Source organism: Pseudomonas sp. GW821-FHT11G12 (assembly GCF_058808055.1).
The window spans coordinates 565,006-589,331 of the sequence record NZ_JBXARH010000001.1 but is presented as its reverse complement, the minus strand read 5'-3'; the positions used below and the strand labels follow the sequence as shown (position 1 = coordinate 589,331).

The window sequence follows — 24,326 nt, the reverse complement described above, 5'->3', positions numbered from 1 at the left end:
CCTTGATTGAACGGAGCCATCCCATGACCACTGCTCTCTCGACGGCCGTCAAAGGCCTGCACCTGAACCTCGACCGCGCAGGCCAATGGCTGGCGCCGCTGACCCTGCGCCTGTTCATCGCCTGGGAGTTTTTCGAATCGGGCCTGGAGAAATTCAACGGCCAGAACTGGTTCGAAGACATTCAAGACCGTTTCCCGTTTCCCTTCGATCACTTGCCGGCGACGCTGAACTGGGAGCTGTCGATGTGGGCCGAGCTGATCTGCGCGCTGGCGATCCTGATCGGACTCGGCACGCGGATCTCGGCCATTTCGCTGATCGTCGTGACGGTCGTCGCCACCGCCGCCGTGCACTGGCCGGCAGACTGGTCGTCGTTGAGCGAACTGGCGCAGGGTTACGCGATCACCAACAAGGGCTTCGGCAACTTCAAGCTGCCGGCGATTTACCTGGCTGCGCTGGTGCCGCTGGTGTTCGCCGGGGCCGGCAAATTGAGCGTGGATACGTGGCTGGCGCGTTTTTTCTGGAAACGCGCCAGCCGCTGAGGATCAATGCGCCCGGTCAAGGCCCGCCAGCAACGCGCTGTCACGGCTGTAGATGTCCGGCGCGTAGAGCACGCGGCCCTTCCCGTCGACCTGTGCCGTCCAGTAAGTCATCAGGATCGGCACCGGGTTGCTCAGGCGGAATTCATGGGTAGCGCCGGTGGCGAGCAACGTGTCGGTACGGGCCCTTTCCGCCGGGCTGAGCAGGAAGTCGCGCAGTTTCATCGGATGCTCGACCCGCACACAACCGGAACTGAACGCCCGTGGGCCCTTGTCGAACAGCGCCTTGCTCGGCGTGTCGTGCAGGTACACCGAGAACGGGTTGGGGAAGCGGATGACCATCTGCCCCAGCGGATTGCGCGGCCCGGCGTCCTGGCGCAGAAGGATGTTGCCGGGGTTGTCCCAGTCGATGTCGGCGGCGGCCAGCGGCTGGCCGTTGGCGTCGAGCACTTGCAGGTTCTGACGGCTGAGGAAGGTCTGATCCTTGCGGATTGCCGGCAGTTTGTCTTCTTTCCAGATGGTCGGCGGCACGGTCCAGGTCGGGTTCAGCGTCAGGCGCGTAACCCGGGATTTGAGCAGCGGCGTCTGGCGCTCGGCGCGACCGACCTGGGTGCGGGTCTGCCACACCGGCTCGCCGCCCTGGTACAGGGTCAGTTCGGCAGCGGCGACGTTGACCAGCAAACCATCGGGCTCCATGTCCTGGGCCAGCCAGCGGAACCGCTCAAGGTTGACCCGCAACTGTTCGCGGCGTGTCAGCGGGCTGATGTTCATCTCGGCAATCGTTCCTGGCCCGACCACACCGTCGGCCTGCAACGAATGGTTGGCCTGGAAGCTTTTCACGGCTTCCACCAAGACACCGTGATAGGCGTTGTCCGGCGTGCCGACCACGCTGCTCAGATAACCTTCGCTGTACAGCCGCTTGGCCAGTTCCGGTACGCGTTTGTCTTCCATGTCCGGACGCAGCAGCGGCCCGTTGCCCACTGATTGCCAGTGCGGCAAGGCTTGCAGGCGTTGCGCGGCATAGAGGTGACGCAGGTTCTGATATTGCGCCAGGTTCGGCCGCGCCAGATCGAAGGCCGCCGCCATGTCATGCATGCCCGGCACGGCGATGGCGAGCAGTTCGGCCTGACGGTCACGCGGCGTTTCGTCGGCGTGCCACAGCGGTTCGAAGTGCGATTGCAGCAGACGACCGTAATGCAGGTCCTGCAAGGCTTGCAGGTAGTTGCGACTGATGTCGATGTCGGCGCACAGATCGCCGTCCTGCGGAACTGTTTCTGCTACCGGATAGCGTTTCGGATTGAGGCCATCGTCGGCCAGCAGCTGCAATTGCGCGTGCAATTGCGGCAATTGCCCGGCCGCCGCCCACACCGGCAGCCAGTCCTGCTGCTGATAGAACGCCTGCAACTGTTCGAGCGCCGGGCCGCCGAGACGGGCGGCAATCGCCGGACAGGCCTGAGGCAGGCTGATCAACGCGGCCTGCAGCGGGCTTTGCGGCTCGACAGGCATTTCTGCCGGCAGCGTCGGGAGGGCCGGCAGAGGCTCATCGGCACAAACGACAAACGGCGCAGCGAGCAAACAAATGCTCAAGTAGCATGCGTACTTTTTGAACAACTGCTTTACTCCAATCCATGGCCGTCTTGATTGACGGTCAACCTTACATCAGGTGCGGTGATACAGTCAGGTCCGATTCGCGGGCCTGCCGGGGACGACTGGACGTCAGGAGCCAAAGTGCCAAACATGTAACCAGTGAGGACTCACTTTAAATGTTGACGTTTTTGCGCCGACTTCTGCTGACTGCCACTGCCATCGGGCTGGTGACCAGTCAGGTTTTTGCCGCCGGCACCTCGCAGCCGGTTCTCTACAACAGCCTCGCCCACGCCGCTCCGGAACTCAATCCCCAGGCGCTGAAAGGTGCCTTGAACGCCATGCAATGCGCAATCAACAACGGCGCGAAGCAGTCCCGTCACCTGGCGATCATCGATTATTCGCAACCGTCCACCGAGCGACGCCTGTGGATCTTCGACCTGACCAAGAAAAAACTGATCCTGCGCGACCTGGTCGCCCACGGATCGATGTCCGGTGATAACTTCGCCACCCGGTTCTCCAACCGCGAAGGCAGTTTCCAGTCCAGCCTTGGACTGTTCCGCACCCAGGAAAGTTACGAAGGCACCCACGGTTATTCGTTGCGCATGGACGGTCTGGAACCGGGCGTCAACGACATGGCCCGTGACCGCGCCATTGTGATCCACGCCGCCGACTACGTGAATCTGTTCTGGAGCAAACGTACAGGCCGGCTGGGCCGCAGCCAGGGTTGCCCGGCCGTACGGCCGCAAGTTGCCAGACGCGTGATCGACAGTCTGAAGGACGGCCAGTACATGTTTTCCTGGTACCCGGACCAGCACTGGCTGAAGTCCTCGCCGTATCTCAACTGCCAGCCGCAACAGATCGCCAGCATTCTCAGCACCCACGGCAGCTGAAAATATTCGCTGTAAAAAACATCCCCTGTTCTCACAGGGGATTTGTGTTTTCAGGGTTTCATTACAGCTTTGTCATTGAGTTGTCGGTTTGCCGAGCGGATCGCTCGGTAGCCTGAAGTTGTTCCGGCACCACTGCCGATCCACTTCACCGACACGAGTGACTCATCATGAAAACCCTGATCCTTGCCTTCACCGCCCTCCTCGCCACTGGCACTGTGTTCGCCGCCGAAATGCCGGACAACACGGTCATTCACGACACCAACGGCTTCTACGTGCACCTGGATGTCGACAAAGTCCTCTCCAGCACCGATATTTCCCAAGCCTGCGGCGTCATTCCCGCACGACTCAACTACCTCGACCACCAGGGCCGCGAACATGTGCTGGACTATCAAGTGCAAGGCAGCGGTTGCACCAACTGACCAGTGAGGCGCAGTGCCCATGAATATCCTTGTCGTCGAAGACGAACCCAAGGCTGGCAATTACCTGCTCAACGGCTTGCAGGAACTGGGTTACAACGTAAGCCTGGCCCGTGACGGCGCCGACGGTCTGCACCTGGCGCTGGAACACGACTTCGACGTGATCGTGCTGGATGTGATGATGCCGAAAATGGATGGCTGGGAAGTTCTGCGCCGGCTGCGCAAGGAAGCCGACACGCCGGTGCTGTTCCTCACCGCCCGCGACGACATCGCGGATCGGGTCAAGGGCCTGGAACTGGGCGCCGACGACTACCTGATCAAGCCGTTTTCCTTCGCTGAACTGGTGGCGCGCCTGCGCACGTTGACCCGGCGCGGGCCGATCCATGAAGAAGAGCAATTGCAGGTGGCCGACTTGCAGATCGACGTGCTCAAACGCCGGGTCACCCGCGCCGGCAGCCGGATCACCCTGACCAACAAGGAATTCGCCTTGCTGCAACTGTTCGCCACCCACACCGGCCAGGTGCTGTCGCGTTCGCTGATTGCCTCGCGGGTGTGGGACATGAACTTCGACAGCGACACCAATGTGGTCGATGTCGCCGTACGCCGCCTGCGGGCGAAGATAGACGACCCGTTCCCGCTCAAGCTGATCCACAGCGTGCGCGGCATCGGCTACCGCTTCGACACCCAGCCATGAAAGTCACCGGCACTTACTCCCTGACCTTGCGTCTGGCGCTGGTGTTCGCGGTGCTCGCCTTTGCTGCACTGGCAGGCCTGGGCGCGGCGCTTTACAACCAGCTGGAAGAACAACTGACCCGCCGCGACGACATCCAGTTGGTCAGCCGCATCGATCAGTTGCGCACCATCCTCAACGACAGCAACACCCTGGAGTTGATCAAGAACAAACCGGCGCTGTTTCAGAACATGCTGGGCAACCGCGAAGCGCTGTTGACCATCGGCGCGCCGGGGCAACCGCCCTTGTTCGTGGTCAACCCCAGCGACCTGGCACTGCCGAGTGTGCCCGCCGTGCCGGTCGACCATGTAATGGCCCTCAACGACGTGCAGCATTTGCCGAGCATCAACGGCGTGCCGTTCTCGGCAGTGGCGGCCAGTATCGACTCCGGCGACCAGGGCAATCTGCAAGTGCTGATCGGCAAGGTGATGAGCGAACGCACGGCGATGCTCGCCAACTACCGACTCAGCGTGTACGGCCTGGCGTCATTGGCGGCGATTGTCCTGGCGCTGGTGGGCTGCCTGCTGGTGTATCGCGGCCTGCTGCCGTTGCGGCGGATTGCCCGGCATGCCCACGGGATCGGCATCGCCAACCTCGGCGAACGCCTCGACCGCCACGACACGCCTCGGGAATTGCAGCCGATGATCGAAGCCTTCAATGCGATGCTGGACCGGCTCGACCGAGGTGTTGCGCAACTGAGCCAGGTCTCCACCGACATGGCCCACGAACTGCGCACGCCGATCAACAACCTGCTCGGCGAAACCCAGGTCGCCCTGCAACAGCACCGAAGCGTCGACGCCTATCAACAGCTGCTCGCCTCTAACGTCGAAGAACTCGAACGGCTGGCGCGGATGCTCGACAACATGCTGTTTCTCGCCCGCACCGACCCGGCCAGTGCCTTGAGCCAGCGTCAGGAGCTGGACGCCTGCGATGAGATGCAGCGCATCGCCGATTACTTCGAAGGATTGGCGGCGGATGTCGGCATCAGCATCGAGGCCCGAGGCAGCGGCGTGATCTGGGCCGAACCGATGTTGCTGCGTCGGGCCCTGGCCAATCTGTGCGCCAACGCGATCAAGTACGGCGCAGCGGATTCGACGATGCAGGTTGAGGCCATTGCCGAAGCGGACGGCAGCTATCTGCGGGTGCGCAATCAGGGCGCGACGATTCCTGCCGAACACCTGTTGCGGCTGTTCGAACGCTTCTATCGCGCCGACCCGTCCCGCGAGCGTTCGGCCCAATCCAACGGTCTGGGTCTGTCGATCGTCGCGACCATCATGCAATTGCATCAGGGCCGCTACAGCGTCAGCAGCGCTGATGGTGTCACCTGCTTTGAGCTGTTTTTTCCAGCCCGGGAGACGCGAGACGCAGGTGTGTGAGGGCTCCGAGCGCAAGCGCCGCGACCATCAACGCCGTGGCAACGCCGAAGGTCATGTGCAAACCGCTCGCGATGACCGCAGCCGTCGCCCGGGTCGGATCGTCCGTGGCCAGGGCAAACACCGCACCCATGACCGCCGCCCCGGTGATCAACCCCAGATTGCGTGACAACCCGAGCATGGCCGAGACCACCCCGCGCTGATCCTGAGCGATGCCGGACATCAACCCGGTGTTGTTGGCGGCCTGGAACAGCGCATAACTCAAGGCCACCAGCGTTATCGGCAACACATACGCAAACACCCCGAAACTCATCGGCAACAACGCCAACAGTCCGCAACCGCAGGCCAGTCCGAGCAGCGCACCCGGCACCATCCGCCGCGCACCGAAACGATCCACCAAACGCCCCGCCGGTACACCGCTGAACGCCGCCAACAGTGGCCCGATCGACAACACCAGGCCGACCTGAGTGCTGGAAAGGCTCAGTCCTCGGCTCAGGTAAAACGGCCCGACCACCAGCGTGGTCATCATGACCGTCGTCACCAGTAACGTCAGCGCCAGACTGCTGCTGATTCGTGTGTCGGTGAACAATGACAGGTGAATCAGCGGCGCCTTGCTCTTCATCTCGACAAGGACGAACAACCCCACGCCCAACAGACTGAGCAACAGCAACGACCGGGTGAACCCTTCAATCGTCATCGCCAGTGCATAGGCCGCCAGCGTCAACATCAGCACGGCGGTGCCCGGATAATCAAACGCAACAGGCGAGCGTACGGTTCGATCCTTCGGCAGATAGCGATACACCAGCCATGCATTGAGCAACCCCAACGGCACGTTGATCACAAAGATCGACTGCCAGCCGACATGCGCCATCAACAGCCCACCGAGCGACGGCCCGAGGGTGGTGCCAGTGGCCGACATCGTGGCCAGCAACCCCATCGCACTGCCGGCCCGGGATTTGGGCACCGCATCGGCCACCAGTGCCACCGTCAAAGCGAACATGATCGCCGCGCCCAAGCCTTGCAACGCTCGCGCACCGATCAGCCAGGCCAGGCTCGGCGCCAGTGCGCAAGCCAGTGAAGCGGCGGTAAAGATGCCGATGCCGATCAACAGCAAACGCCGCCGACCAAAGCCGTCACCCAGCCGCCCGACACTGACAATCAACGTGGTGATCGCCAGCAGATAGGCCAGCACGATCCATTGCACTTGTTGAAACGTCGCATCGAACGCCGCCGCCAGGGTAGGTAGCCCGGCGTTGGCGATGCTGGTGTCCAGCGATGGCATCAGCATCGACAGCGCCAGACTGGTCAACGCCCAGCGGGCTGAAGGGCTCAGGGGTTCTCGGTGCATGGGGGGCTCACAGGGCAAAGGTCATGGGACATAGCCTGAGCCTCGACAATACAAGGCGCAAGACGCATGCTTTGCACTTGATACCTGCATGGAACGCCATGTCATGACTGCGCCGGACCTGAACCTGTTGATCACCCTCGACGTATTGCTGAGCGAAGGCAGCGTGGCCCGCGCCGCCGAGCGTCTGCGCCTGAGCCCGTCAGCCATGAGCCGGGCGCTGGCCCGTCTGCGGGAAACCACCGGGGATCCGCTGCTGGTACGCGCCGGTCGCGGACTGGTGCCAACCCCGCGTGCGCTGGAGTTGCGCGACCGGGTCAGCTATCTGGTGCAGGAAGCCGAAGCGGTTTTGCGCCCTACAGAAGTGCTCGATCCCGGCCAACTGCGGCGCACCTTCACCCTGCGCAACACCGACGGTTTTGTCGAAACCTTCGCCGCCGCCCTGCTCGCCCGCATCGCCGAAGAGGCGCCCGGCGTACGCCTGCGTTTTGTGCAAAAGGCTGACAAGGACAGCACACTGCTGCGCGAAGGCCGGGTGGATCTGGAAACCGGTGTGGTCGATGACAGCACCGACCCGACACTGCACAGTCGCATCCTGTTCCGGGACCAGTGGATCGGTGTGGTGCGTGAGGGGCATCCGTTGAGCAGCGGCAAGGTCAGCGCCAAACGTTTCGCTGCGGGCCAGCACATTCTGGTGTCACGCCGCGGGCGCAGCAGCGGCCCGGTGGACGAGGCATTGCTCGCCTTCGGCCTGACGCGGGACATCGTCACCTCGTTCGGCGGCTTTTCTGCCGCGCTGACGCTGGTCCGTGAATCAGACCTGATCGCCACTGTCCCGGAACGTCACACCAGCAAACTGCGCACAGGCCTGCACAGCTTCGCCCTGCCATTACGGATGCCGGACATCAGCGTGTCCATGCTCTGGCATCCACGCATGGACGCCGATCCGGCGCATCGCTGGTTGCGCAATTGTGTGCGAGAGGTTTGCGCCTAGCGCGCCTCCCCGTCCTTGGGTTTGTAAAACAGGAATTTCCCGGTCTCGGCGGTCTTGGTGTACTTCTTGGCCCAACTCGGGTCGACGTTGTGGTCATGAAAGTACAGCGCGCCATGGGTGCGATCCGTGAGCTGGCGGTTCAGCGCCTTACCGGCGATCTCCTTGGCCAGCGCGTATTCGGCGTCTTCCTTGACCTGATCGGACTTGCCATCGCACCACCAGGAAAACTGGCAACTCTTGGTTTCCGAGCCCTGCTTGACCACCTCGCACACGGTGCCCGGAAAACCGTCGTGGCCGAGACGATTCATCACCACGTTGGCCACGGCTTCCATTTCCGCCGTGTCCTTGCCCTTGGCTTCCCAATAGATACTGCGCGCCAGACATGTGATCGGGTCGTCGAGCGGCGCGGTGCCGGCCGGGTCGACGGCTTGCACCTCTTTGGGGGTGATGGCTTCGGACTTCGGCGCCGGAGGCGCATCGGGTTTGTCGGCAGCCTTCTCTTCCAGTACCTCGGCTTTCGCTTCGGCCTTTTCCTTGATGGGCGCCTGATCGGTGGCCATTGCCGCGCCGCTCAGCAGGGTCAACACAAGACAACAGATCAGCCCGTGCAATTTCATGATCGATTCTTCCGGCAGCGCCCCTTGCGGGCAAAGTGTTACGTGGCTGAGACGCCCGGATTCCGGGGCCCTCGCAGAGGGTAGACGGTAGAGTCGGCGGCATCGTTCCGCAGAAAAAACCGCTCGGTGAAGAAAAAGACATTGCGCGAACCCGGGGCCTTTCGCGCATCATGGGCGCACTCAGCCCAAGGGAGATTTCCATGCGCTTCATGCCATCCGTTCTGCGACTCGCCGTGTTGTCCACGGGACTGGCGTTGGCCACCTCGGCCATGGCTACCGACGAGTCGCAACTGGTCGAGTCGATCAACAGCTACCGCAGCCAGCCGCAGCGTTGCGGCACGCAGGCGTCCAGTGAGCTGCCGCCGCTGTCGGCCGACCCGCGCCTGATTCTGCCGGCCAGTGGCGTCGTCGATCTGCAACAGGCGATGGCCAGCGCCAGCTACCCGATGGTCAATGTGCAGGCGATCACCCTCAACGGTCCTCGGGATGCGGCGTCGGCGATGAAGGCGATTCAGGAGAGTTTCTGCCAGGTGGTGCTGGATCCGCAGTTCGTCGATATCGGCGTCAGCCGCGCCGACCGTGACTGGCGCATCACGCTGGCCCGACCGCTGCTGTCGGCGCGCCTGGGCGATGGGCAAGCCGAAGGCCAGAAATTGCTGACACAACTCAACGCCGCCCGCAGCCAGCCACGCCAGTGCGGCGGCCAGGCCTTCTCGGCCGCCGCGCCGCTGGCGTGGAACGCCGTGCTCGGCGGTGTGGCGCAGGATCACAGCCGTCAGATGGCCAACAACAATTATTTCGACCACAAGGACCGCGACGGCCGCACCCCCGGCGACCGCGCCGAACTGGCCGGGTACAGCGGTCAGCAGGTCGGCGAGAACATCGCCGCCGGGCAGGATACCGTGCAGAAAGTCGTTGCCGGCTGGCTCGCCAGCCCCGGTCATTGCGCCAACCTGATGAATCCGCAGTACCGGGAGCTGGGCGCGGCCTATGCAGTCGATCCGAAGAGCAGCGCCGGCATTTACTGGACGGCGATGTTTGGCGGGGAATAAACCTTAAGGCACCCTCTCCATCAGGGGAGGATGCAAAATACAGGCAATAAAAAACCGGAGCCAGGCTCCGGTTTTTTTTGGTCAGTGGGTTCGCATCCCCGCTGCGTACATCGCCAGCTTCAGCAGACTCGCCACCACCGCCAGCGAGACCACACTGCCGGACCAGATCAGCAGCAACCAGCCCAGTCGTTTGTACCAGCGGCTTTTCACTTCACGCATTTCAATGGTAGCCATCGCCAATCCTCACTTTGCCGCGGAACACGTAGTAGTTCCAGAAGGTGTACATCAGGATCACCGGCAGGATGAACAGTGCGCCGATCAGGGCGAACAACTGGCTGGTGGCCGGTGATGCCGCCGCCCACAGGCTGACCGAGGGCGGGATGATGTTCGGCCAGATGCTCAGCGCCAGCCCGATGTAACCGAGGAACATCAGCACCAGAGTGAACACGAATGGCCAGTGGGTGTGCCGCTGACGCAGCGAACGCAACAGCCCGAACAGCGACAATGCCGCCAGCACCACCAGCCCGGCGAACACGGTCAGGTGCGCATGGTTGAACCAGCGAGTGGCCAGTTCCGGGTGCAGTTGCAGCGTCCACGCGCCGATCACCACCACCATCGCCAGCAACAGCCAGGCGAGCGGACGGCTGTAGTGACGCATCCGCGACTCGAGCATGCCTTCGGTCTTCACCAGCAGCCAGGTGCTGCCGAGCAACGCGTAAGCGACCACCAGACCGACGCCGCAGACCAGCGGGAACGGTGCCAGCCAGTCGAGACCGCCACCGGCAAACTGCCGATCCACCACCGGAATCCCGGCCACATACGCGCCGATCACCACGCCCTGGGAGAACGTCGCCAGCAGCGAACCGCCGATGAACGCCCAGTCCCACAGATAGCGTTTTTCCGCTGGCGCCTTGAAGCGAAACTCGAACGCCACACCGCGGAAAATCAAACCCGCCAGCATGAAGATCAGCGGCAGATACAGCGCCTCCAGAATCACCCCGTAAGCCAGCGGAAACGCGCCGTACAGCGCCGCACCGCCGAGCACCAGCCAAGTTTCGTTGCCGTCCCAAACGGGTGCGACGGTGTTCATCATCACGTCGCGTTCCTGCTCGTCGCTGATCAGCGGAAACAGGATCCCGAGGCCCAGATCGAAGCCGTCCATGATCACGTACATCATCACCCCGAAGGCGATGATCACGCCCCAGATCAACGAGAGATCGATACCTTGAATACCCATGACTCAACGCTCCTTTATCAGTGGATCCGGGTCGCGGATTCGAGGTTGTCGGTGACCGCCGAGAGAGGCCGGCGCGGGGTCTGTATCTGGGTGCCTTCAGGCGGGTGTTCGTGGTGCGGCTGCGGGCCCTTGCTCACCAGTTTCATCATGTAGCCGATGCCCACGGTGAACACCGAGCAGTAGATCACCACGAACAGCGCCAGCGAGGTGCTCATCTGCGCCACCGAGTGATGGGATGCGGCGTCATGGGTACGCATCAGGCCATACACCACCCACGGCTGACGCCCGACTTCAGTGGTGATCCAGCCGGCCAGCAGTGCGATCAGACCGCTCGGCCCCATCAGCAGCACCAGACGCTGGAAGCCGCGATGACGGTAGACCTTGCCATTGCGCCGCAACGCCAGGCCCAGCACACCGACGAGGATCATCAACATGCCGAGTCCAGCCATTACACGGAAGCTCCAGAAGATCACGGTCGAGTTCGGCCGGTCTTCTTTCGGGAAGCTCTTGAGCGCCGGTATCTGCTTGTCGAGACTGTGGGTGAGGATCAGGCTGCCGAGGTACGGAATCTCGATCGCGTATTTGGTCTTCTCCGCCTGCATGTCCGGGATGCCGAACAGCACCAGCGGGGTCGGTCCGTTGTCAGCGTTTTCCCAGTGACCTTCGATGGCGGCAATTTTCGCCGGTTGATGTTCCAGGGTGTTCAAGCCATGGGCGTCACCGACCACTGCTTGAATCGGCGCCACGATCAGCGCCATCCACAGCGCCATGGAAAACATCTTGCGCACCGGCTTGGTGTCGTTGCCACGCAGCAAATGCCAGGCCGCCGAAGCGCCGACAAAAAACGCCGTGGCAACGAATGCGGCAATCGCCATGTGCGCCAGACGGAACGGGAACGACGGGTTGAACACGATGGCCAGCCAGTCCAGCGGCATTACCCGACCGTCGACGATTTCGAAGCCTTGCGGAGTCTGCATCCAGCTGTTGGACGCGAGAATCCAGAAGGTCGATATCAGCGTGCCGATGGCGACCATCACCGTGGCAAAGAAGTGCAAGCCACGGCCCACGCGGTTCCAGCCGAACAGCATCACCCCGAGGAACCCGGCCTCGAGGAAGAACGCGGTCAGCACTTCATAGGTCAGCAACGGCCCCGTGACGCTGCCGGCGAAGTCGGAAAACCCGCTCCAGTTGGTGCCGAACTGGTACGCCATGACCAGACCCGACACCACGCCCATGCCGAAGTTGACGGCGAAGATCTTCGACCAGAAGTGGTAGAGATCGCGGTAAGTGTCGTTACCGGTTTTCAGCCACAGGCCTTCGAGCACCGCCAGGAAACTCGCCAGGCCAATGGTGATCGCCGGGAAAATGATGTGGAACGAAACCGTGAACGCGAATTGAATTCGCGCCAGGTCCAGTGCCTCCAGGTTGAACATGATGATGTCCTCATCAAGGCTGAAAAGCGGCAGCACACGGCCGGGCCACCGCCAGGCGCGAACGCCTGCAGCCAGTCAAATTGCAAAAGGGTTGGATCGCGTGGGTCGGTCAGGCCACCGACGACGGGATCAGGTTGCTCGCCTCGGCCGCTTCGAGGCGGATCGCCACGAATTTGGAGGTTGGCGTGTAGGTGCGGTCGCCGTAGCTTTCCAGCGGCACCAGCGGATTGGTTTCCGGGTAGTACGCAGCGGCTTGCCCCGCTGGAATGTCGTAGGCGATCAGGGTGAAACCGCTGACCCGACGCTCGCGCTCGTCGCCCCACAGCGCCACCAGATCGACCTTCTGCCCCGGTTCGAAACCGAGCCGGCGGATATCCTGCTCGTTGGCGAACACCACGTCGCGCATGCCGTAAACCCCGCGATAACGGTCGTCGAGGCCGTACAGCGTGGTGTTGTACTGATCGTGAGAACGCATGGTTTGCAGGATCAGATGCGGTTTGACCGGCAGGTTGCGCACGCCTTCGCTGATCAGATGCTCCGGCAGCACGCACGGGGTGAACTGGGCTTTACCGGATTCAGTGTTCCAGACACGGTCGGAGGCGTCGTTGCCGAGGTGGAACCCACCCGGGATCAGCAGCTTCTCGTTGAAATTCTCGAAGCCCGGAATCACGTCGGCGATCAGGTTGCGGATGCGCCCGTAATCGCCCACCGCCCATTCCCAGTCGATCGGGTGTTTGCCCAGGGTCGCGGCGGCGATCCCGGCAATGATCGCCGGCTCGGATTTCAGATGCGCCGACTTCGGCTTCAACTGACCGAACGACAAGTGCACCATGCTGAAGGTGTCTTCCACGGTCACGCCTTGCGGACCTTCGGCCTGCACGTCGATGTCGGTACGGCCCAGGCACGGCAGGATCAGCGCGTCACGCCCGGTCACCAGATGGCTGCGGTTGAGCTTGGTCGAGATGTGCACGGTCAGGTCGAGTTTGCGCATCGCCTCATGGGTGCGCGGGGTGTCCGGCGTGGCCTGGGCGAAGTTGCCGCCCAGACCGATAAACACCTTGGCTTCGCCACGCTCCATGGCACCAATCGCCATGACCGTGTTGTGGCCGTGCATGCGCGGCACCTTGAAGTTGAAGCGCTTTTCCAGGGCGTCCATCAGCTCTTTCGGCGCCAGTTCGTTGATGCCCATCGTGCGGTCGCCCTGCACGTTGCTGTGGCCACGCACCGGTGACAGCCCGGCACCCGGACGGCCAACGTTGCCGCGCAGCAGTTGCAGATTGATGACTTCCTGCAGGGTCGGCACCGAGTGCACGTGCTGGGTCAGGCCCATGGCCCAGCACATGATCACGCTCTTGGCGCGGGCATACATGCGCGCTGCCAGTTCGATGTCATGCAGCGGCACGCCGGACTGTTCGACGATGTGCTCCCAGCTCGTGGCATCGACTTCGGCCAGATAGCTGTCGAGACCCGACGTGTGCTCGGCAATGAACGCGTGATCGAACACCGGCTCGCCGCCAGTGGCCTGGGCTTCACGTTCCCATTGCAGCAGGAACTTGACCATGCCGCGGATCATCGCCATGTCGCCGCCCAAGGCTGGACGGAAGTACGCGGTGTTGGTCGCTTCCCAGCCGTTGCTGAGCATTTCGATCGGGTTTTGCGGGTTCTGGAAACGCTCCAGCCCACGCTCCTTGAGCGGGTTGATGCACACCACCTGCGCGCCGCGCTTCACCGCTTCCCGCAGCGGTTCGAGCATGCGCGGGTGGTTGGTGCCGGGGTTCTGGCCGATGACGAAAATCGCGTCGGCGTGGTGCAGGTCTTCATAGACCACGGTGCCTTTACCGACACCCAGGGTCTCGCCCATGCTCACCGCACTGGCTTCGTGGCACATGTTCGAGCAGTCCGGGAAGTTGTTGGTGCCGTAGGCGCGGACGAACAACTGATAGAGAAACGCCGCTTCGTTGCTGGCACGACCCGAGGTGTAGAACTCGGCCTCGTGAGGCGATTTCAGGCCTTTGAGGTGCTTGGCGATCAGCGCGAACGCTTCGTCCCAGGTGGTTTCGACATAGCGGTCGACCCGGGCGTCGTAACGCATCGGATGGGTGATCCGGCCCTGATATTCGAGCCAGTAATCGCTTTGCTCGGCCAGCGTCGATACCGTGTACTTGTTGAAGAACGCCGGATCGACCAGGCGGCCAGTGGCTTCCCAGTTCACCGCTTTGGCGCCGTTCTCGCAGAACTTCAGCATGCTCGCGCCGGGTGCTTCACCCCAGGCGCAACCGGGGCAGTCGAAGCCGCCGTTCTGGTTGGTCTTGAGCATGGCGCGGATGTTTTTCAGGGCGTTTTCACTGCCCAGCCAGTTCTTGGTGAGGCTGATCACAGCGCCCCAACCCGCAGCGGCGCCCTTGTAGGGTTTGTAACGGTCGACTTGTGACATGGGACTTCTCCATGACGATGCACACAGGCAAAAACCTGATCGGATTTAAACAGCGACGACTGACTTTCAAGTTAAAAAGCGGTCGTTTCGTTTGACGGAGCCAAGGATATGAACCACCGCAAAAACTTGTCTAATCGCTATTAATGACTGCGTTATCGAAATCATCTATCACGGCGTTAAACCCTTTAAATACGGGCACTTGCAAAACTAAGAAGCGCAAAAACCGGAATAATTATTTCATCATCGACAGCATCAATCGGCCGGTCATTAAGAGTGATTGGACGCAGTTCGAAGTTGCTCATAACCTGCGCCGACCCAATCCCTTCAATAGCGGATTTCACCCAAGCGAGGCTGTCATGTCAGAGCGCGTCTTGATCGATGGTTACAACCGCCGCGTCGACTACCTGCGTATGTCGGTCACCGACCGCTGCGACTTTCGCTGCGTGTATTGCATGGCTGAAGACATGCAGTTTCTGCCACGCCAACGGGTACTGACGCTGGAGGAGATCTATCAACTGGCGCAGAGCTTCGTTGCGCTGGGCACCCGCAAGATCCGCCTGACCGGGGGCGAGCCGTTGATTCGTCCCGGTGTCGTCGGGTTGTGCAAGCAGATTGCTGCCCTGCCCGGCCTGCGCGAGTTGTGCCTGACCACCAACGGCTCGCAGCTCGGCAAACTCGCCAGCCCGTTGTTCGATGCTGGGGTCAAGCGCCTCAACGTCAGCCTCGACAGCCTTGACCCTGTGCTTTTCAAACAAATGACCCGCACCGGCGACCTGGCACAAGTGATCAACGGCATCGATGCCGCCCGCGAGGCCGGATTTACCCGCACTAAACTCAACTGCGTGGTGATGCAGGGCCGCAATGATCACGAGATCAACGACCTGGTGCAGTTCGCCATCGAGCGGGATCTGGACATTTCCTTTATCGAGGAAATGCCGCTGGGCATCATCAGCGAACACAGTCGCGCCGAGTCGTTCTTTTCCAGCACCCAGGTGCGCGAAAAGATCGCCGAACGCTACACCCTGATCGATTCCGCCGAGTCGACCCAGGGCCCGTCGCGCTACTGGCGGCTGGCAGAAGCGCCGCACATTCGGCTGGGGTTCATTTCGCCCCACAGCCACAACTTCTGCGGCACCTGCAACCGGGTGCGGCTGACGGTCGAGGGGCGTTTGCTACTGTGTCTGGGGAACGAGCATTCGGTGGATTTGAAAGCGGTGCTGCGCGCCCATCCGGGTCAGCCGGAGCGGCTGGAGAAAGCGATCATCGAAGCGATGAAGCTCAAGCCTTACCGGCACAACTTTGAAGTGAACGACGACGTGCAAGTGGTGCGTTTCATGAACATGACCGGCGGCTGAACCGCCACGTTTTCAAGGCAAAAAAAGCATGATCATCCGGCCCAAGATCAATCAGTTCGCCGTCCTGTTTACCCTCAAGGGGTCGATTGCCAAGCGCATCGCCCTGCGCACCCTGATGGTCACGCTGCTGGCGTCGGCCATCGTGCTGGTGGAAATGCTCCATCCGAGCAACTTCACCAAGGTCAACGCCACGCCGTTCACCTTGCTCGGTCTGTCACTGTCGATCTTCATGAATTTTCGCAACAACGCCTGCTACGACCGCTGGTACGAAGCGCGCAAGGCCTGGGGCGAAGTGATCGTGCATGTGCGTTCGGTGATCCGCGAAACCCACGTCATCCGCGAGTCGGCGCAGCGTCGGCTGTTGCTGCTCAACCTCTGCGGCTTTGCCCATGCCCTGAACGCGCGGTTGCGCCGGGAAAACGAAGCCGCCGCCAGCGCCGAATGGATCACGCCACAACACGATGCACTGGTGCCGGACTACAGCGGGCGCATTTTGCAAACCGTCGGCCAGCAATGTTCCGATCTGCATGAGGCAGGCGATCTCAGTGAATGGCGCTACATGCTGCTGGCCAATCACCTGACCAGCCTGACCCAGGCGCAAGCCGTGTGCGAGCGGATCAAGAACACGCCGCTGCCCTTCCCTTACACCTTGCTGCTGCACCGCACGATTTACCTGTTCTGCATCCTGCTGCCGTTCGCCATGGCCGAACCGCTGGGCTGGCTGACGCCGCTGTTCACGGCGATTGTCAGCTACACCTTTTTCGGTCTGGATGCGATTGCCGATGAACTGGAAGACCCGTTCGGCCGGGATGAAAACGACCTGCCAACCGATGCGCTGGTGCGGGGTATCGAGCGGGATATTCTGTCGGAGCTGGGTACCGAGCCTTTGCCACCGGCGCTGAAGCCCGTGGACTACGTGCTGAGTTGATCCGACGCCTCCCCCTTCGCGGGAGGAAATTCAATCAATCCAGATGCGCCCAGGTCATGCGAAATGACGCCCCGCCCCACGGTGAATCGCCAACCTCGACCCGACCGCCATGGGACTGCGACACCCGTCGCACCAATGCCAGCCCGAGGCCAAAACCGCCCGTGCGGCGGTCGCGGCTGGCGTCCAGGCGCGAGAACGGTTCGAAAATCTTCTCCCGACCTGCCAGCGGTACACCCGGCCCGTCGTCATTGACCTGCACTTCGTATTGATCGCCGATGCGCACCAGCGACACCTCGACCCGCTGCTCGGCATAACGAATGGCATTGCGCAGCAGATTGATCACCGCCCGCGCCATGAAACGCGGCTCGATCCGCACTTCTTCGACCCGGCATTCGCCGATCAGCAATTGCACCCCGGCGGCCTCGGCTTCCAGGGCGACGCTGCCCACCACACTGTCGAGCCAGTTGGCGGCCTGAATGTTTTCGCGGGTGATGACCGTCGCGCCGCGTTCGAGGCTGGCGTAGGTCAGCAGTTCGGAGACCATTTCTTCCAGTTCGCCAAGGTCGGCGTACATGTCGGCGATCAGTTCGCGGTTCTGGCTGGCGTCCGGTTGTTGCTTGAGCTGGTCGAGTTCGAACGACAGCCGGGCAATCGGCGTGCGCAGTTCATGGGACACGGCATTGGTCAGTTCGCGCTGATTGGCGATCAGACCTTCGATGCGCGCCGCCATCAGGTTGAAGTGTTCGGCCAGATCGCGAATGTTCGAGCGTTTGGAGAGCTGGATGCGCGACGAGAGGTCGTTGTCGCCAAAACGCTCGGCGGCCAGCCGCAGCTTTTCGAGATCACGCCAGTGCGGGCGCACCCAGAAGTACAGGACGATGCCGAGCAGCACCGCCAGCATCAGATAGGCCGCTGCGATGTAGAACGGCATCAGGCTCGGCTCGGGCGGCAATTTGATGCTGAGCACCTGCGAACCGCCGTCGATGTTGCTGATGAACTGGGTGTAGTTGTCGCGAATCACCAACAGGTTCTGCGCCAGTTCAGCCTTTTCCTCGGGCGTCAGGGCCAGTTGATCGGACTCGATCAGGTTCAACGTCAACCCGTAATGCGGACGCAACGCCTCCAGTTGCGCCTCGCGCGCCGCACCTTGCTGGTCGCGCATGTGCTCGATCAGCGACCAGGCCTGGCCCCGCACCGCCTCGCGGTTGTAGGCCTGCATCTGGTTGTCGAGCAACGCGTTGAAGGTGTGTTCGACGGTTTGCAGCGCCGCCACCAGCCCGACTGTCATCACCAGAAACAGTCCCAGAAATAACCGCAGCATCTACAGCTCCCACGCGAACGGATTGAACAGATAGCCCTTGCCCCACACGGTCTTGATGCACACCGGTTCGCGGGGATTGTCCTTGAGTTTGTTGCGCAGCTTGCTGATGTACACATCGACGCTGCGATTGAGGCCATCGAAAGCGATGCCTCGCATGCGATTGAGAATGTCATCGCGCGACAGGATATTGCCGGCGGCACTGGCCAGCAGCCACAGCAGTTCGAATTCCATGGTGGTCAGCTCGATCAACTCGCCCGCCAGACGCACTTCGCGGCAACTGCGATCGATGATCAGATTGCCGAACTCCAGCGAGCTGACCACGCCGCTGTCCGGCACTTGCCGACGTTGTAGGGCACGCAGGCGTGCCAGCAGGACCGGCGGCTTGATCGGTTTGATCACGTAGTCGTCGGCCCCGGACTCCAGGCCCAGAATGTGGTCGAGGTCATCTTCCTTGGCGGTCAGGATGACAATCGGCGTGTCCGACACGCTGCGGATTTCCCGGCACACGTGCAGGCCACTCTGCCCCGGCAGCATCAGGTCGAGCACCACCACTTTGGGCTTGAATTCGAGAAACGCGGCCACGGCCAGATCGCCGCGATGCACCGTCCGCACCTCATAACCGTGTTGTTCGAGAAAGTGAGCGATCAACGCAGCCAGGCGCTCATCGTCTTCCACCAGCAGGACTCTGCCAAAACCCAGGTTATCCATAACAACCGTCGCCAACCCTCAGTGAAGTGGGCGCCATTATGGAGGCATTCGCGGGCGAGACGTTTATCGCAGGCAGCAAAAACCGGCCACTTGGGCCGGTTTTCGTTGATGTTTCATACTCTTAAGAGTTTTTAACAATTCATGCCGCGACGGGCACACCGCTGTGGAAACGGAATTCCTCGTCCGGCGATTCGATCAGGTCCTGCTCGGCGGCGCGGACTTTCTCGATCACCTGGGCAATGTCCTTGGCGTCACCGTACTGGTAGGCCAGTTTCAGATAACCCTGGAAATGCCGAGCCTCGCTTTTCAGCAGGCCGAAGTAGAACTTGCCGAGTTCTTCGTCCAGATGCGGCACCAGTGCTTCGAACCGCTCGCAACTGCGCGCTTCGATGAAGGCGCCGACCACCAGGGTGTCGACCAGTTTCACCGGCTCGTGGCTGCGCACCACTTTGCGCAGGCTCGAAGCATAACGGCCGGCGTGCAGCTGGCGCAGTTCGATCTTGCGCCGTTTCATGATGCGCATGACCTGTTCGTGGTGAACCAGTTCTTCCCGGGCCAGACGCGACATCATGTTGATCAGATCGACGTGGGAATGGTACTTGGCAATCAGGCTCAACGCGGTGCTGGCGGCCTTGAACTCGCAGTTCTTGTGGTCGATCAGCAGGGTTTCCTGATCGGCCAGCGCGGCCTGGACCCAAGCGTCAGGCGTGCGGCAACCAAGGAATTCGTGGATTTCGGGAAGGATCATGGGGCTCACGGTCAAAAGGTGTTCGAGCGAAGGGCGCCGATTATACCGGCCTGCCCGCAGACCACCAGCCGCCCGCGTTGATATGCATCAAGTCGCAGACGGATGAGCAGCAACTATAGTTGTGCAACGCCGTGCCTTTTCATTGCTGGAGACTCACTCATGCAAGCCATTCGCAGCATTCTGGTGGTCATCGAATCCGAACACGCGGAAAGCCTGGCGCTCAAGCGCGCCAAGCTGATCGCCGGGGTGACCCAGGCCCATCTGCACCTGCTGGTCTGCGACAAGAAGCACGATCACGCCGGCATGCTCAGCGTGCTCAAGGCCGCGCTGCTGGCGGACGGTTATAGCGTCACCACCGAACAGGCGTGGAACGAGAGCCTGCACGAAACCATCATCGATGTGCAGCAAGCCGAAGGCTGCGGGTTGGTGATCAAACAGCATTTCCCCGACAGCTCGCTGAAAAAGGCCCTGCTGACCCCGGCGGACTGGAAACTGCTGCGCCACTGCCCGACCCCGGTGCTGCTGGTGAAGACCTCGGCCTCCTGGAAAGACCGAGTGATTCTGGTGGCGGTCGATGTGGGCAATGCCGATGGCGAGCACCGCCACCTGCACACCACCCTCATCGATCACGGCTATGACATCGCGAGCCTGGCCAAGGGGCATCTGCACGTCATTACCGCCCATCCGTCACCGATGCTGTCGGCGGCGGACCCGACTTTCCAGCTCAAGGAAACCATCGAGGCGCGCTATCGCGAGCAATGCCGGGCGTTCCAGGCTGAATTCGATGTCGACGACGAGCATTTGCATGTCGAGGAAGGCCCGGCGGATGTGCTGATTCCGTTCATGGCGCACAAGCTGCAGGCGGCCGTGACCGTGATTGGCACCGTGGCGCGTACCGGATTGTCAGGGGCGCTGATCGGCAATACCGCCGAAGTGGTGCTGGATGCGCTGGAAAGTGATGTGCTGGTGCTCAAGCCGCAGGAGGTTGAAGACCATCTGGTGGAGTTGGCGGTGAAACACTAAGCATTGTTGTCATCCTGTGGCGAGCGTGTTCGCCACAGGTAATGCTCACTCGCCCAGCGCATCCTTCAGAAAACCGGGCGCGATGTAGCGCTGATAGTGCGCTTCCGACAGCAGGAAAAATTCCCGATCAATGGCATCGCGCAGTTCCGGCAGGTTCCAGTCGCGAAACTCCGGCAGCAGCACCATCCCGTAGGCTTCCAGATTAATGATCACCCGCGCGCCCCGGGCGATCAGCTGATAGGCCCAGCAATATTCCGATTGGTGCGGCACGAAGCGGATCTTGCGCTGTTCCAGTTGCAGGCGCAGCCGCGCCGGGTCGAAGACCTCGACCTTGCTGGCCATCACTTGTGACAGCAATTGCTCAAGACGCAGCCACACCGCGCGTTTTTCTTCCTCGTTGTAACCGTTCCAGTGAATCACTTCGTGGTGGAAACGCTTGCAGCCACGGCACACCAGATCACCGTAAACAGTGGAGCAGAGGCCGACGCAGGGGGTCTTGATGGTCTGATTGGGCATAGAATGGGCAAAACACTTGAAACGCGGAACAGGTCGGCATGTTAGCCCTTTGTCCGGCATTCATCACCCCTCAAACGTCAGGGACAAGTGCTGGATCAAGGTTTGCCCCACCCGCGCACAACGCAACCAAAGTCCAATAGAGCGCGACTTACCTTTAAATTTTTTTTGCCGTAGAATCAGCCAGCCTTTTTAGGCGCCAATGTCCGTTAGAAGCTGTTTTCAAAGCGTCACGAGCACAGTCGTTCCTTCAGAGCGGTGTTGGCGTAAGGTTTTTCCAGCGGGGAAAAGCCATACGCCAACCCTCATCAGCTCCCCGTTCTGCAGGCGTAAAACTTTGAAAGCAGCTTCTGTAAGGAATTGCCGGTAATTCTGGCCGAACGACCCACAACGTCGTGAGGAGCATGAGTACGGCAATTTCGGGATGAGCGTCCCGGACACCCATTTGGGACCACTGATGAGGGTAATAACTGTGCTTGAAGCCTACCGCAAACATATCGAAGAGCGTGCAGCCCTGGGTATCGTTCCCCAGCCGCTTAACGCCGAACAAACTGCAGGCCTGGTCGAGCTGCTGAAGAATCCTCCGGCTGGCGAAGAAGCTTTCCTCGTTGACCTGATCACCAATCGCGTTCCACCAGGAGTGGACGAAGCCGCCTACGTCAAGGCCGGTTTCCTCTCCGCACTGGCCAAGGGCGAAGTCTCCTCCCCTCTGCTGGACAAGAAGCGCGCTGTAGAACTGCTCGGCACCATGCAGGGCGGCTACAACATCGTGACCCTGGTAGACCTGCTGGACAACGCCGAGCTGGCGCCAGTGGCTGCCGAAGAACTCAAGCACACCCTGCTGATGTTCGATGCCTTCCACGACGTGGCTGAAAAAGCCAAGAACGGCAACGTTCACGCCAAGGCCGTGCTGCAATCCTGGGCTGACGGCGAGTGGTTCAAGAAGCGCCCTGTGCTGGCCGACAAGATCAGCCTGCGCGTCTTCAAGGTCACCGGCGAAACCAACACCGACGACCTGTCCCCTGCTCCAGACGCCTGGTCGCGTCCAGACATCCCGCTGCACGCCCTGGCCATGCTGAAAATGGCCCGTGACGGCATCGTTCCGGACGAGCAAGGCAAGACCGGCCCGATGAAGCAGATCGAAACCATGCGCGGCGAAGGCTTCCCGATCGCCTACGTCGGTGACGTGGTCGGTACCGGTTCCTCGCGTAAATCCGCGACCAACTCGGTCCTGTGGTTCTTCGGCGACGACATCCCTTACGTGCCGAACAAGCGCGGCGGCGGTTTCTGCTTCGGCAGCAAAATCGCTCCGATCTTCTACAACACCATGGAAGATGCCGGCGCACTGCCAATCGAGTTCGACGTATCGAACATGAACATGGGCGACGTAATCGACCTGTACCCGCACGCTGGCAAAGTCTGCAAGCATGGTACCGACGAAGTCATCACCACCTTCGAAATGAAGACCCCGGTTCTGCTGGACGAAGTCCGCGCCGGCGGCCGTATCCCGCTGATCATCGGCCGTGGCCTGACCGAGAAGGCTCGCGCTGAACTGGGTCTGCCTGCGTTCGACCTGTTCAAGAAGCCGGAAGCTCCTGCTGAAAGCACCAAGGGCTTCACCCTGGCGCAGAAAATGGTCGGCAAGGCTTGCGGTCTGGCAGAAGGCAAAGGCGTTCGTCCTGGCACCTACTGCGAACCGAAGATGACCACCGTAGGTTCTCAGGACACCACCGGTCCAATGACCCGTGACGAACTGAAAGACCTGGCGTGCCTGGGCTTCTCCGCTGATCTGGTGATGCAGTCCTTCTGCCACACCGCGGCTTATCCAAAGCCAATCGACGTGACCACCCACCACACCCTGCCTGACTTCATCATGACCCGCGGCGGCGTTTCCCTGCGTCCGGGCGACGGCATCATCCACTCGTGGCTGAACCGTATGCTGCTGCCAGACACCGTGGGTACCGGTGGTGACTCGCACACCCGTTTCCCGATGGGCATCTCGTTCCCGGCCGGTTCCGGTCTGGTCGCGTTCGCCGCTGCCACCGGCGTCATGCCGCTGGACATGCCGGAATCGATCCTGGTGCGCTTCAAAGGCAAAATGAAACCTGGCATCACCCTGCGTGACCTGGTTCATGCCATTCCTTACTTCGCTATCCAGAACGGCCTGCTGACCGTCGAGAAGAAAGGCAAGAAAAACGCCTTCTCCGGCCGCATCCTGGAAATCGAAGGCCTGGAAGGTCTGACCCTGGAACAGGCTTTCGAACTGTCCGACGCCTCGGCCGAACGTTCGGCTGCCGGTTGCACCATCAAGCTGTCGAAAGAGTCGATCACCGAGTACCTGAACTCCAACATCACCCTGCTGCGCTGGATGATCGGCGAAGGCTACGGCGATGCGCGTACTCTGGAACGTCGTGCTCAAGCGATGGAAGCCTGGGTTGCCAACCCTGAGCTGATGGAAGCCGATGCCGACGCCGAATACGCCGAAATCATCGAAATCGATCTGGCCGACATCAGCGAGCCTGTACTGTGCGCGCCGAACGACCCGGACGACGCCCGTCTGCTGTCCAGCGTTGCTGGCGAGAAGATCGACGAAGTGTTCATCGGTTCGTGCATGACCAACATCGGTCACTTCCGCGCTGCCGGTAAACTGCTGGATCAGGTCAAGGGTCAGCTGCCAACCCGTCTGTGGCTGTCGCCGCCGACCAAGATGGACGCTCACCAACTGACCGAAGAAGGCTACTACGGCATCTACGGCAAGGCCGGCGCACGCATGGAAATGCCAGGCTGCTCGCTGTGCATGGGTAACCAGGCACGCGTTGAGCCGAACAGCACCGTGGTGTCGACGTCGACCCGTAACTTCCCGAACCGTCTGGGCGACGGCGCGAACGTCTACCTGGCTTCGGCTGAGCTGGCGTCCGTTGCTTCGATCCTGGGTCGCCTGCCGACCGTCGAGGAGTACATGGAATACGCTGGCAAGATCGACAGCATGGCGGCCGACGTTTACCGCTACCTGTCCTTCGACCAGATTGCCGAGTTCCGTGAAGCTGCTGCGAACGCCAACATTCCGGTCGTTCAAGCCTAACGCT

The 24,326-nt window shown here is 61.4% G+C and carries 22 protein-coding genes; 11 read left to right on the top strand and 11 right to left on the bottom strand.

Annotation, left to right across the window (positions count from 1 at the left end; genetic code table 11):
• The first annotated feature begins 23 nt into the window (after nt 1-23).
• Nucleotides 24-539 (top strand): HvfX family Cu-binding RiPP maturation protein, encoded by a 516-nt coding sequence (locus AC1RR7_RS02670; RefSeq protein WP_273535324.1) that lies wholly within the window; start codon nt 24-26, stop codon nt 537-539.
• 3 nt (nt 540-542) lie between these two features.
• On the opposite strand, the gene AC1RR7_RS02665 is transcribed toward AC1RR7_RS02670, so the two are convergent.
• Nucleotides 543-2,147, bottom strand: a complete 1,605-nt coding sequence (locus AC1RR7_RS02665) for a L,D-transpeptidase family protein (protein ID WP_102622068.1) — start codon at nt 2,145-2,147, stop codon at nt 543-545.
• A gap of 152 nt (nt 2,148-2,299) precedes the next feature.
• Here AC1RR7_RS02665 and AC1RR7_RS02660 point away from each other — a divergent pair, with 152 nt between their 5' ends.
• The 4 genes from AC1RR7_RS02660 to AC1RR7_RS02645 all read left to right on the top strand — a co-directional run bounded on the left by AC1RR7_RS02660 (nt 2,300) and on the right by AC1RR7_RS02645 (nt 5,535).
• Complete coding sequence (locus AC1RR7_RS02660; RefSeq protein ID WP_096820189.1) at nt 2,300-3,013, top strand: murein L,D-transpeptidase catalytic domain family protein; 714 nt, start codon at nt 2,300-2,302, stop codon at nt 3,011-3,013.
• A gap of 167 nt (nt 3,014-3,180) precedes the next feature.
• Nucleotides 3,181-3,432, top strand: a complete 252-nt coding sequence (locus tag AC1RR7_RS02655; protein ID WP_085711463.1) for a DUF2790 domain-containing protein — start codon at nt 3,181-3,183, stop codon at nt 3,430-3,432.
• A 19-nt stretch (nt 3,433-3,451) separates the two neighbouring features.
• On the top strand, nt 3,452-4,123 hold the full coding sequence (locus AC1RR7_RS02650; protein WP_085732003.1) for a heavy metal response regulator transcription factor: 672 nt from the start codon (nt 3,452-3,454) through the stop codon (nt 4,121-4,123).
• Nucleotides 4,120-5,535 carry a heavy metal sensor histidine kinase gene (locus tag AC1RR7_RS02645; RefSeq protein WP_493155992.1) on the top strand — a complete coding sequence of 472 codons (1,416 nt, stop codon included), beginning with the start codon at nt 4,120-4,122 and terminating at the stop codon, nt 5,533-5,535. Before AC1RR7_RS02650 ends, AC1RR7_RS02645 begins: the two co-directional genes overlap by 4 nt.
• Here the strand turns inward: AC1RR7_RS02645 and AC1RR7_RS02640 are convergent.
• Nucleotides 5,480-6,880 carry an MFS transporter gene (locus AC1RR7_RS02640; protein WP_493155990.1) on the bottom strand — a complete coding sequence of 467 codons (1,401 nt, stop codon included), beginning with the start codon at nt 6,878-6,880 and terminating at the stop codon, nt 5,480-5,482. The genes AC1RR7_RS02645 and AC1RR7_RS02640 overlap by 56 nt on opposite strands.
• 103 nt (nt 6,881-6,983) lie before the next feature.
• Between AC1RR7_RS02640 and AC1RR7_RS02635 the strand changes: the two genes are divergently transcribed.
• Nucleotides 6,984-7,871: a LysR family transcriptional regulator gene (locus AC1RR7_RS02635; protein WP_493155988.1), complete on the top strand. Its 888-nt coding sequence runs from the start codon at nt 6,984-6,986 to the stop codon at nt 7,869-7,871.
• Here the strand turns inward: AC1RR7_RS02635 and AC1RR7_RS02630 are convergent.
• Nucleotides 7,868-8,488 (bottom strand): cell wall hydrolase, encoded by a 621-nt coding sequence (locus AC1RR7_RS02630; protein ID WP_096820193.1) that lies wholly within the window; start codon nt 8,486-8,488, stop codon nt 7,868-7,870. The genes AC1RR7_RS02635 and AC1RR7_RS02630 overlap by 4 nt on opposite strands.
• Nucleotides 8,489-8,688: 200 nt before the next feature.
• Here AC1RR7_RS02630 and AC1RR7_RS02625 point away from each other — a divergent pair, with 200 nt between their 5' ends.
• Nucleotides 8,689-9,540, top strand: a complete 852-nt coding sequence (locus tag AC1RR7_RS02625; protein WP_273535340.1) for a CAP domain-containing protein — start codon at nt 8,689-8,691, stop codon at nt 9,538-9,540.
• Between the two features lie 81 nt (nt 9,541-9,621).
• Here the strand turns inward: AC1RR7_RS02625 and AC1RR7_RS02620 are convergent, their stop codons facing one another.
• The 4 genes from AC1RR7_RS02620 to AC1RR7_RS02605 form a co-directional block, all read right to left on the bottom strand.
• Entirely contained in the window at nt 9,622-9,774 is a 153-nt protein-coding gene (locus AC1RR7_RS02620; RefSeq protein ID WP_074688757.1) for a DUF2474 domain-containing protein, read from the bottom strand.
• On the bottom strand, nt 9,761-10,777 hold the full coding sequence (gene cydB, locus AC1RR7_RS02615) for a cytochrome d ubiquinol oxidase subunit II (RefSeq protein WP_096820195.1): 1,017 nt from the start codon (nt 10,775-10,777) through the stop codon (nt 9,761-9,763). Before cydB ends, AC1RR7_RS02620 begins: the two co-directional genes overlap by 14 nt.
• 17 nt (nt 10,778-10,794) lie before the next feature.
• Nucleotides 10,795-12,210 carry a cytochrome ubiquinol oxidase subunit I gene (locus tag AC1RR7_RS02610; protein WP_096820234.1) on the bottom strand — a complete coding sequence of 472 codons (1,416 nt, stop codon included), beginning with the start codon at nt 12,208-12,210 and terminating at the stop codon, nt 10,795-10,797.
• 109 nt (nt 12,211-12,319) lie between these two features.
• Nucleotides 12,320-14,644: an FdhF/YdeP family oxidoreductase gene (locus AC1RR7_RS02605; protein WP_096820196.1), complete on the bottom strand. Its 2,325-nt coding sequence runs from the start codon at nt 14,642-14,644 to the stop codon at nt 12,320-12,322.
• A gap of 356 nt (nt 14,645-15,000) precedes the next feature.
• Between AC1RR7_RS02605 and moaA the strand changes: the two genes are divergently transcribed.
• Nucleotides 15,001-15,999: a GTP 3',8-cyclase MoaA gene (gene moaA / locus AC1RR7_RS02600; RefSeq protein ID WP_096820197.1), complete on the top strand. Its 999-nt coding sequence runs from the start codon at nt 15,001-15,003 to the stop codon at nt 15,997-15,999.
• A 28-nt stretch (nt 16,000-16,027) separates the two neighbouring features.
• Nucleotides 16,028-16,927, top strand: a complete 900-nt coding sequence (locus AC1RR7_RS02595; protein ID WP_102622076.1) for a bestrophin family protein — start codon at nt 16,028-16,030, stop codon at nt 16,925-16,927.
• A 34-nt stretch (nt 16,928-16,961) separates the two neighbouring features.
• Here AC1RR7_RS02595 and AC1RR7_RS02590 read toward each other — a convergent pair whose 3' ends face one another.
• From AC1RR7_RS02590 to AC1RR7_RS02580, 3 genes are all read right to left on the bottom strand, one after another.
• On the bottom strand, nt 16,962-18,248 hold the full coding sequence (locus AC1RR7_RS02590) for an ATP-binding protein (RefSeq protein ID WP_096820199.1): 1,287 nt from the start codon (nt 18,246-18,248) through the stop codon (nt 16,962-16,964).
• Nucleotides 18,249-18,956 carry a response regulator gene (locus AC1RR7_RS02585; protein WP_096820200.1) on the bottom strand — a complete coding sequence of 236 codons (708 nt, stop codon included), beginning with the start codon at nt 18,954-18,956 and terminating at the stop codon, nt 18,249-18,251. It abuts the gene before it with no gap.
• A 139-nt stretch (nt 18,957-19,095) separates the two neighbouring features.
• A complete protein-coding gene (locus tag AC1RR7_RS02580; RefSeq protein ID WP_085610660.1) occupies nt 19,096-19,704 on the bottom strand; it encodes a MiaE family protein in 609 nt (202 codons plus the stop codon).
• Between the two features lie 159 nt (nt 19,705-19,863).
• Here AC1RR7_RS02580 and AC1RR7_RS02575 point away from each other — a divergent pair, with 159 nt between their 5' ends.
• Nucleotides 19,864-20,727: a universal stress protein gene (locus AC1RR7_RS02575; RefSeq protein WP_493155985.1), complete on the top strand. Its 864-nt coding sequence runs from the start codon at nt 19,864-19,866 to the stop codon at nt 20,725-20,727.
• A 45-nt stretch (nt 20,728-20,772) separates the two neighbouring features.
• Here the strand turns inward: AC1RR7_RS02575 and AC1RR7_RS02570 are convergent, their stop codons facing one another.
• Complete coding sequence (locus AC1RR7_RS02570; protein WP_192558304.1) at nt 20,773-21,243, bottom strand: DUF1289 domain-containing protein; 471 nt, start codon at nt 21,241-21,243, stop codon at nt 20,773-20,775.
• Between the two features lie 469 nt (nt 21,244-21,712).
• Here AC1RR7_RS02570 and acnB point away from each other — a divergent pair, with 469 nt between their 5' ends.
• Entirely contained in the window at nt 21,713-24,322 is a 2,610-nt protein-coding gene (acnB, locus tag AC1RR7_RS02565) for a bifunctional aconitate hydratase 2/2-methylisocitrate dehydratase (RefSeq protein ID WP_096820202.1), read from the top strand.
• Nucleotides 24,323-24,326 lie beyond the last annotated feature (4 nt).

Excerpts from the sequence above, each read along its gene's own strand:
- AC1RR7_RS02590 (WP_096820199.1), bottom strand. The coding sequence starts at position 18,248 with ATGCTGCGGTTATTTCTGGGACTGTTTCTGGTGATGACAGTCGGGCTG.
- AC1RR7_RS02645 (WP_493155992.1), top strand. The coding sequence starts at position 4,120 with ATGAAAGTCACCGGCACTTACTCCCTGACCTTGCGTCTGGCGCTGGTG.
- AC1RR7_RS02650 (WP_085732003.1), top strand. The coding sequence starts at position 3,452 with ATGAATATCCTTGTCGTCGAAGACGAACCCAAGGCTGGCAATTACCTG.
- cydB (WP_096820195.1), bottom strand. The coding sequence starts at position 10,777 with ATGGGTATTCAAGGTATCGATCTCTCGTTGATCTGGGGCGTGATCATC.
- AC1RR7_RS02660 (WP_096820189.1), top strand. The coding sequence starts at position 2,300 with ATGTTGACGTTTTTGCGCCGACTTCTGCTGACTGCCACTGCCATCGGG.
- AC1RR7_RS02640 (WP_493155990.1), bottom strand. The coding sequence starts at position 6,880 with ATGCACCGAGAACCCCTGAGCCCTTCAGCCCGCTGGGCGTTGACCAGT.
- AC1RR7_RS02635 (WP_493155988.1), top strand. The coding sequence starts at position 6,984 with ATGACTGCGCCGGACCTGAACCTGTTGATCACCCTCGACGTATTGCTG.
- AC1RR7_RS02575 (WP_493155985.1), top strand. The coding sequence starts at position 19,864 with ATGCAAGCCATTCGCAGCATTCTGGTGGTCATCGAATCCGAACACGCG.
- AC1RR7_RS02570 (WP_192558304.1), bottom strand. The coding sequence starts at position 21,243 with ATGCCCAATCAGACCATCAAGACCCCCTGCGTCGGCCTCTGCTCCACT.
- AC1RR7_RS02670 (WP_273535324.1), top strand. The coding sequence starts at position 24 with ATGACCACTGCTCTCTCGACGGCCGTCAAAGGCCTGCACCTGAACCTC.
- AC1RR7_RS02610 (WP_096820234.1), bottom strand. The coding sequence starts at position 12,210 with ATGTTCAACCTGGAGGCACTGGACCTGGCGCGAATTCAATTCGCGTTC.
- AC1RR7_RS02605 (WP_096820196.1), bottom strand. The coding sequence starts at position 14,644 with ATGTCACAAGTCGACCGTTACAAACCCTACAAGGGCGCCGCTGCGGGT.
- AC1RR7_RS02620 (WP_074688757.1), bottom strand. The coding sequence starts at position 9,774 with ATGGCTACCATTGAAATGCGTGAAGTGAAAAGCCGCTGGTACAAACGA.
- AC1RR7_RS02625 (WP_273535340.1), top strand. The coding sequence starts at position 8,689 with ATGCGCTTCATGCCATCCGTTCTGCGACTCGCCGTGTTGTCCACGGGA.
- AC1RR7_RS02580 (WP_085610660.1), bottom strand. The coding sequence starts at position 19,704 with ATGATCCTTCCCGAAATCCACGAATTCCTTGGTTGCCGCACGCCTGAC.
- AC1RR7_RS02595 (WP_102622076.1), top strand. The coding sequence starts at position 16,028 with ATGATCATCCGGCCCAAGATCAATCAGTTCGCCGTCCTGTTTACCCTC.
- moaA (WP_096820197.1), top strand. The coding sequence starts at position 15,001 with ATGTCAGAGCGCGTCTTGATCGATGGTTACAACCGCCGCGTCGACTAC.
- AC1RR7_RS02630 (WP_096820193.1), bottom strand. The coding sequence starts at position 8,488 with ATGAAATTGCACGGGCTGATCTGTTGTCTTGTGTTGACCCTGCTGAGC.
- AC1RR7_RS02585 (WP_096820200.1), bottom strand. The coding sequence starts at position 18,956 with ATGGATAACCTGGGTTTTGGCAGAGTCCTGCTGGTGGAAGACGATGAG.
- AC1RR7_RS02655 (WP_085711463.1), top strand. The coding sequence starts at position 3,181 with ATGAAAACCCTGATCCTTGCCTTCACCGCCCTCCTCGCCACTGGCACT.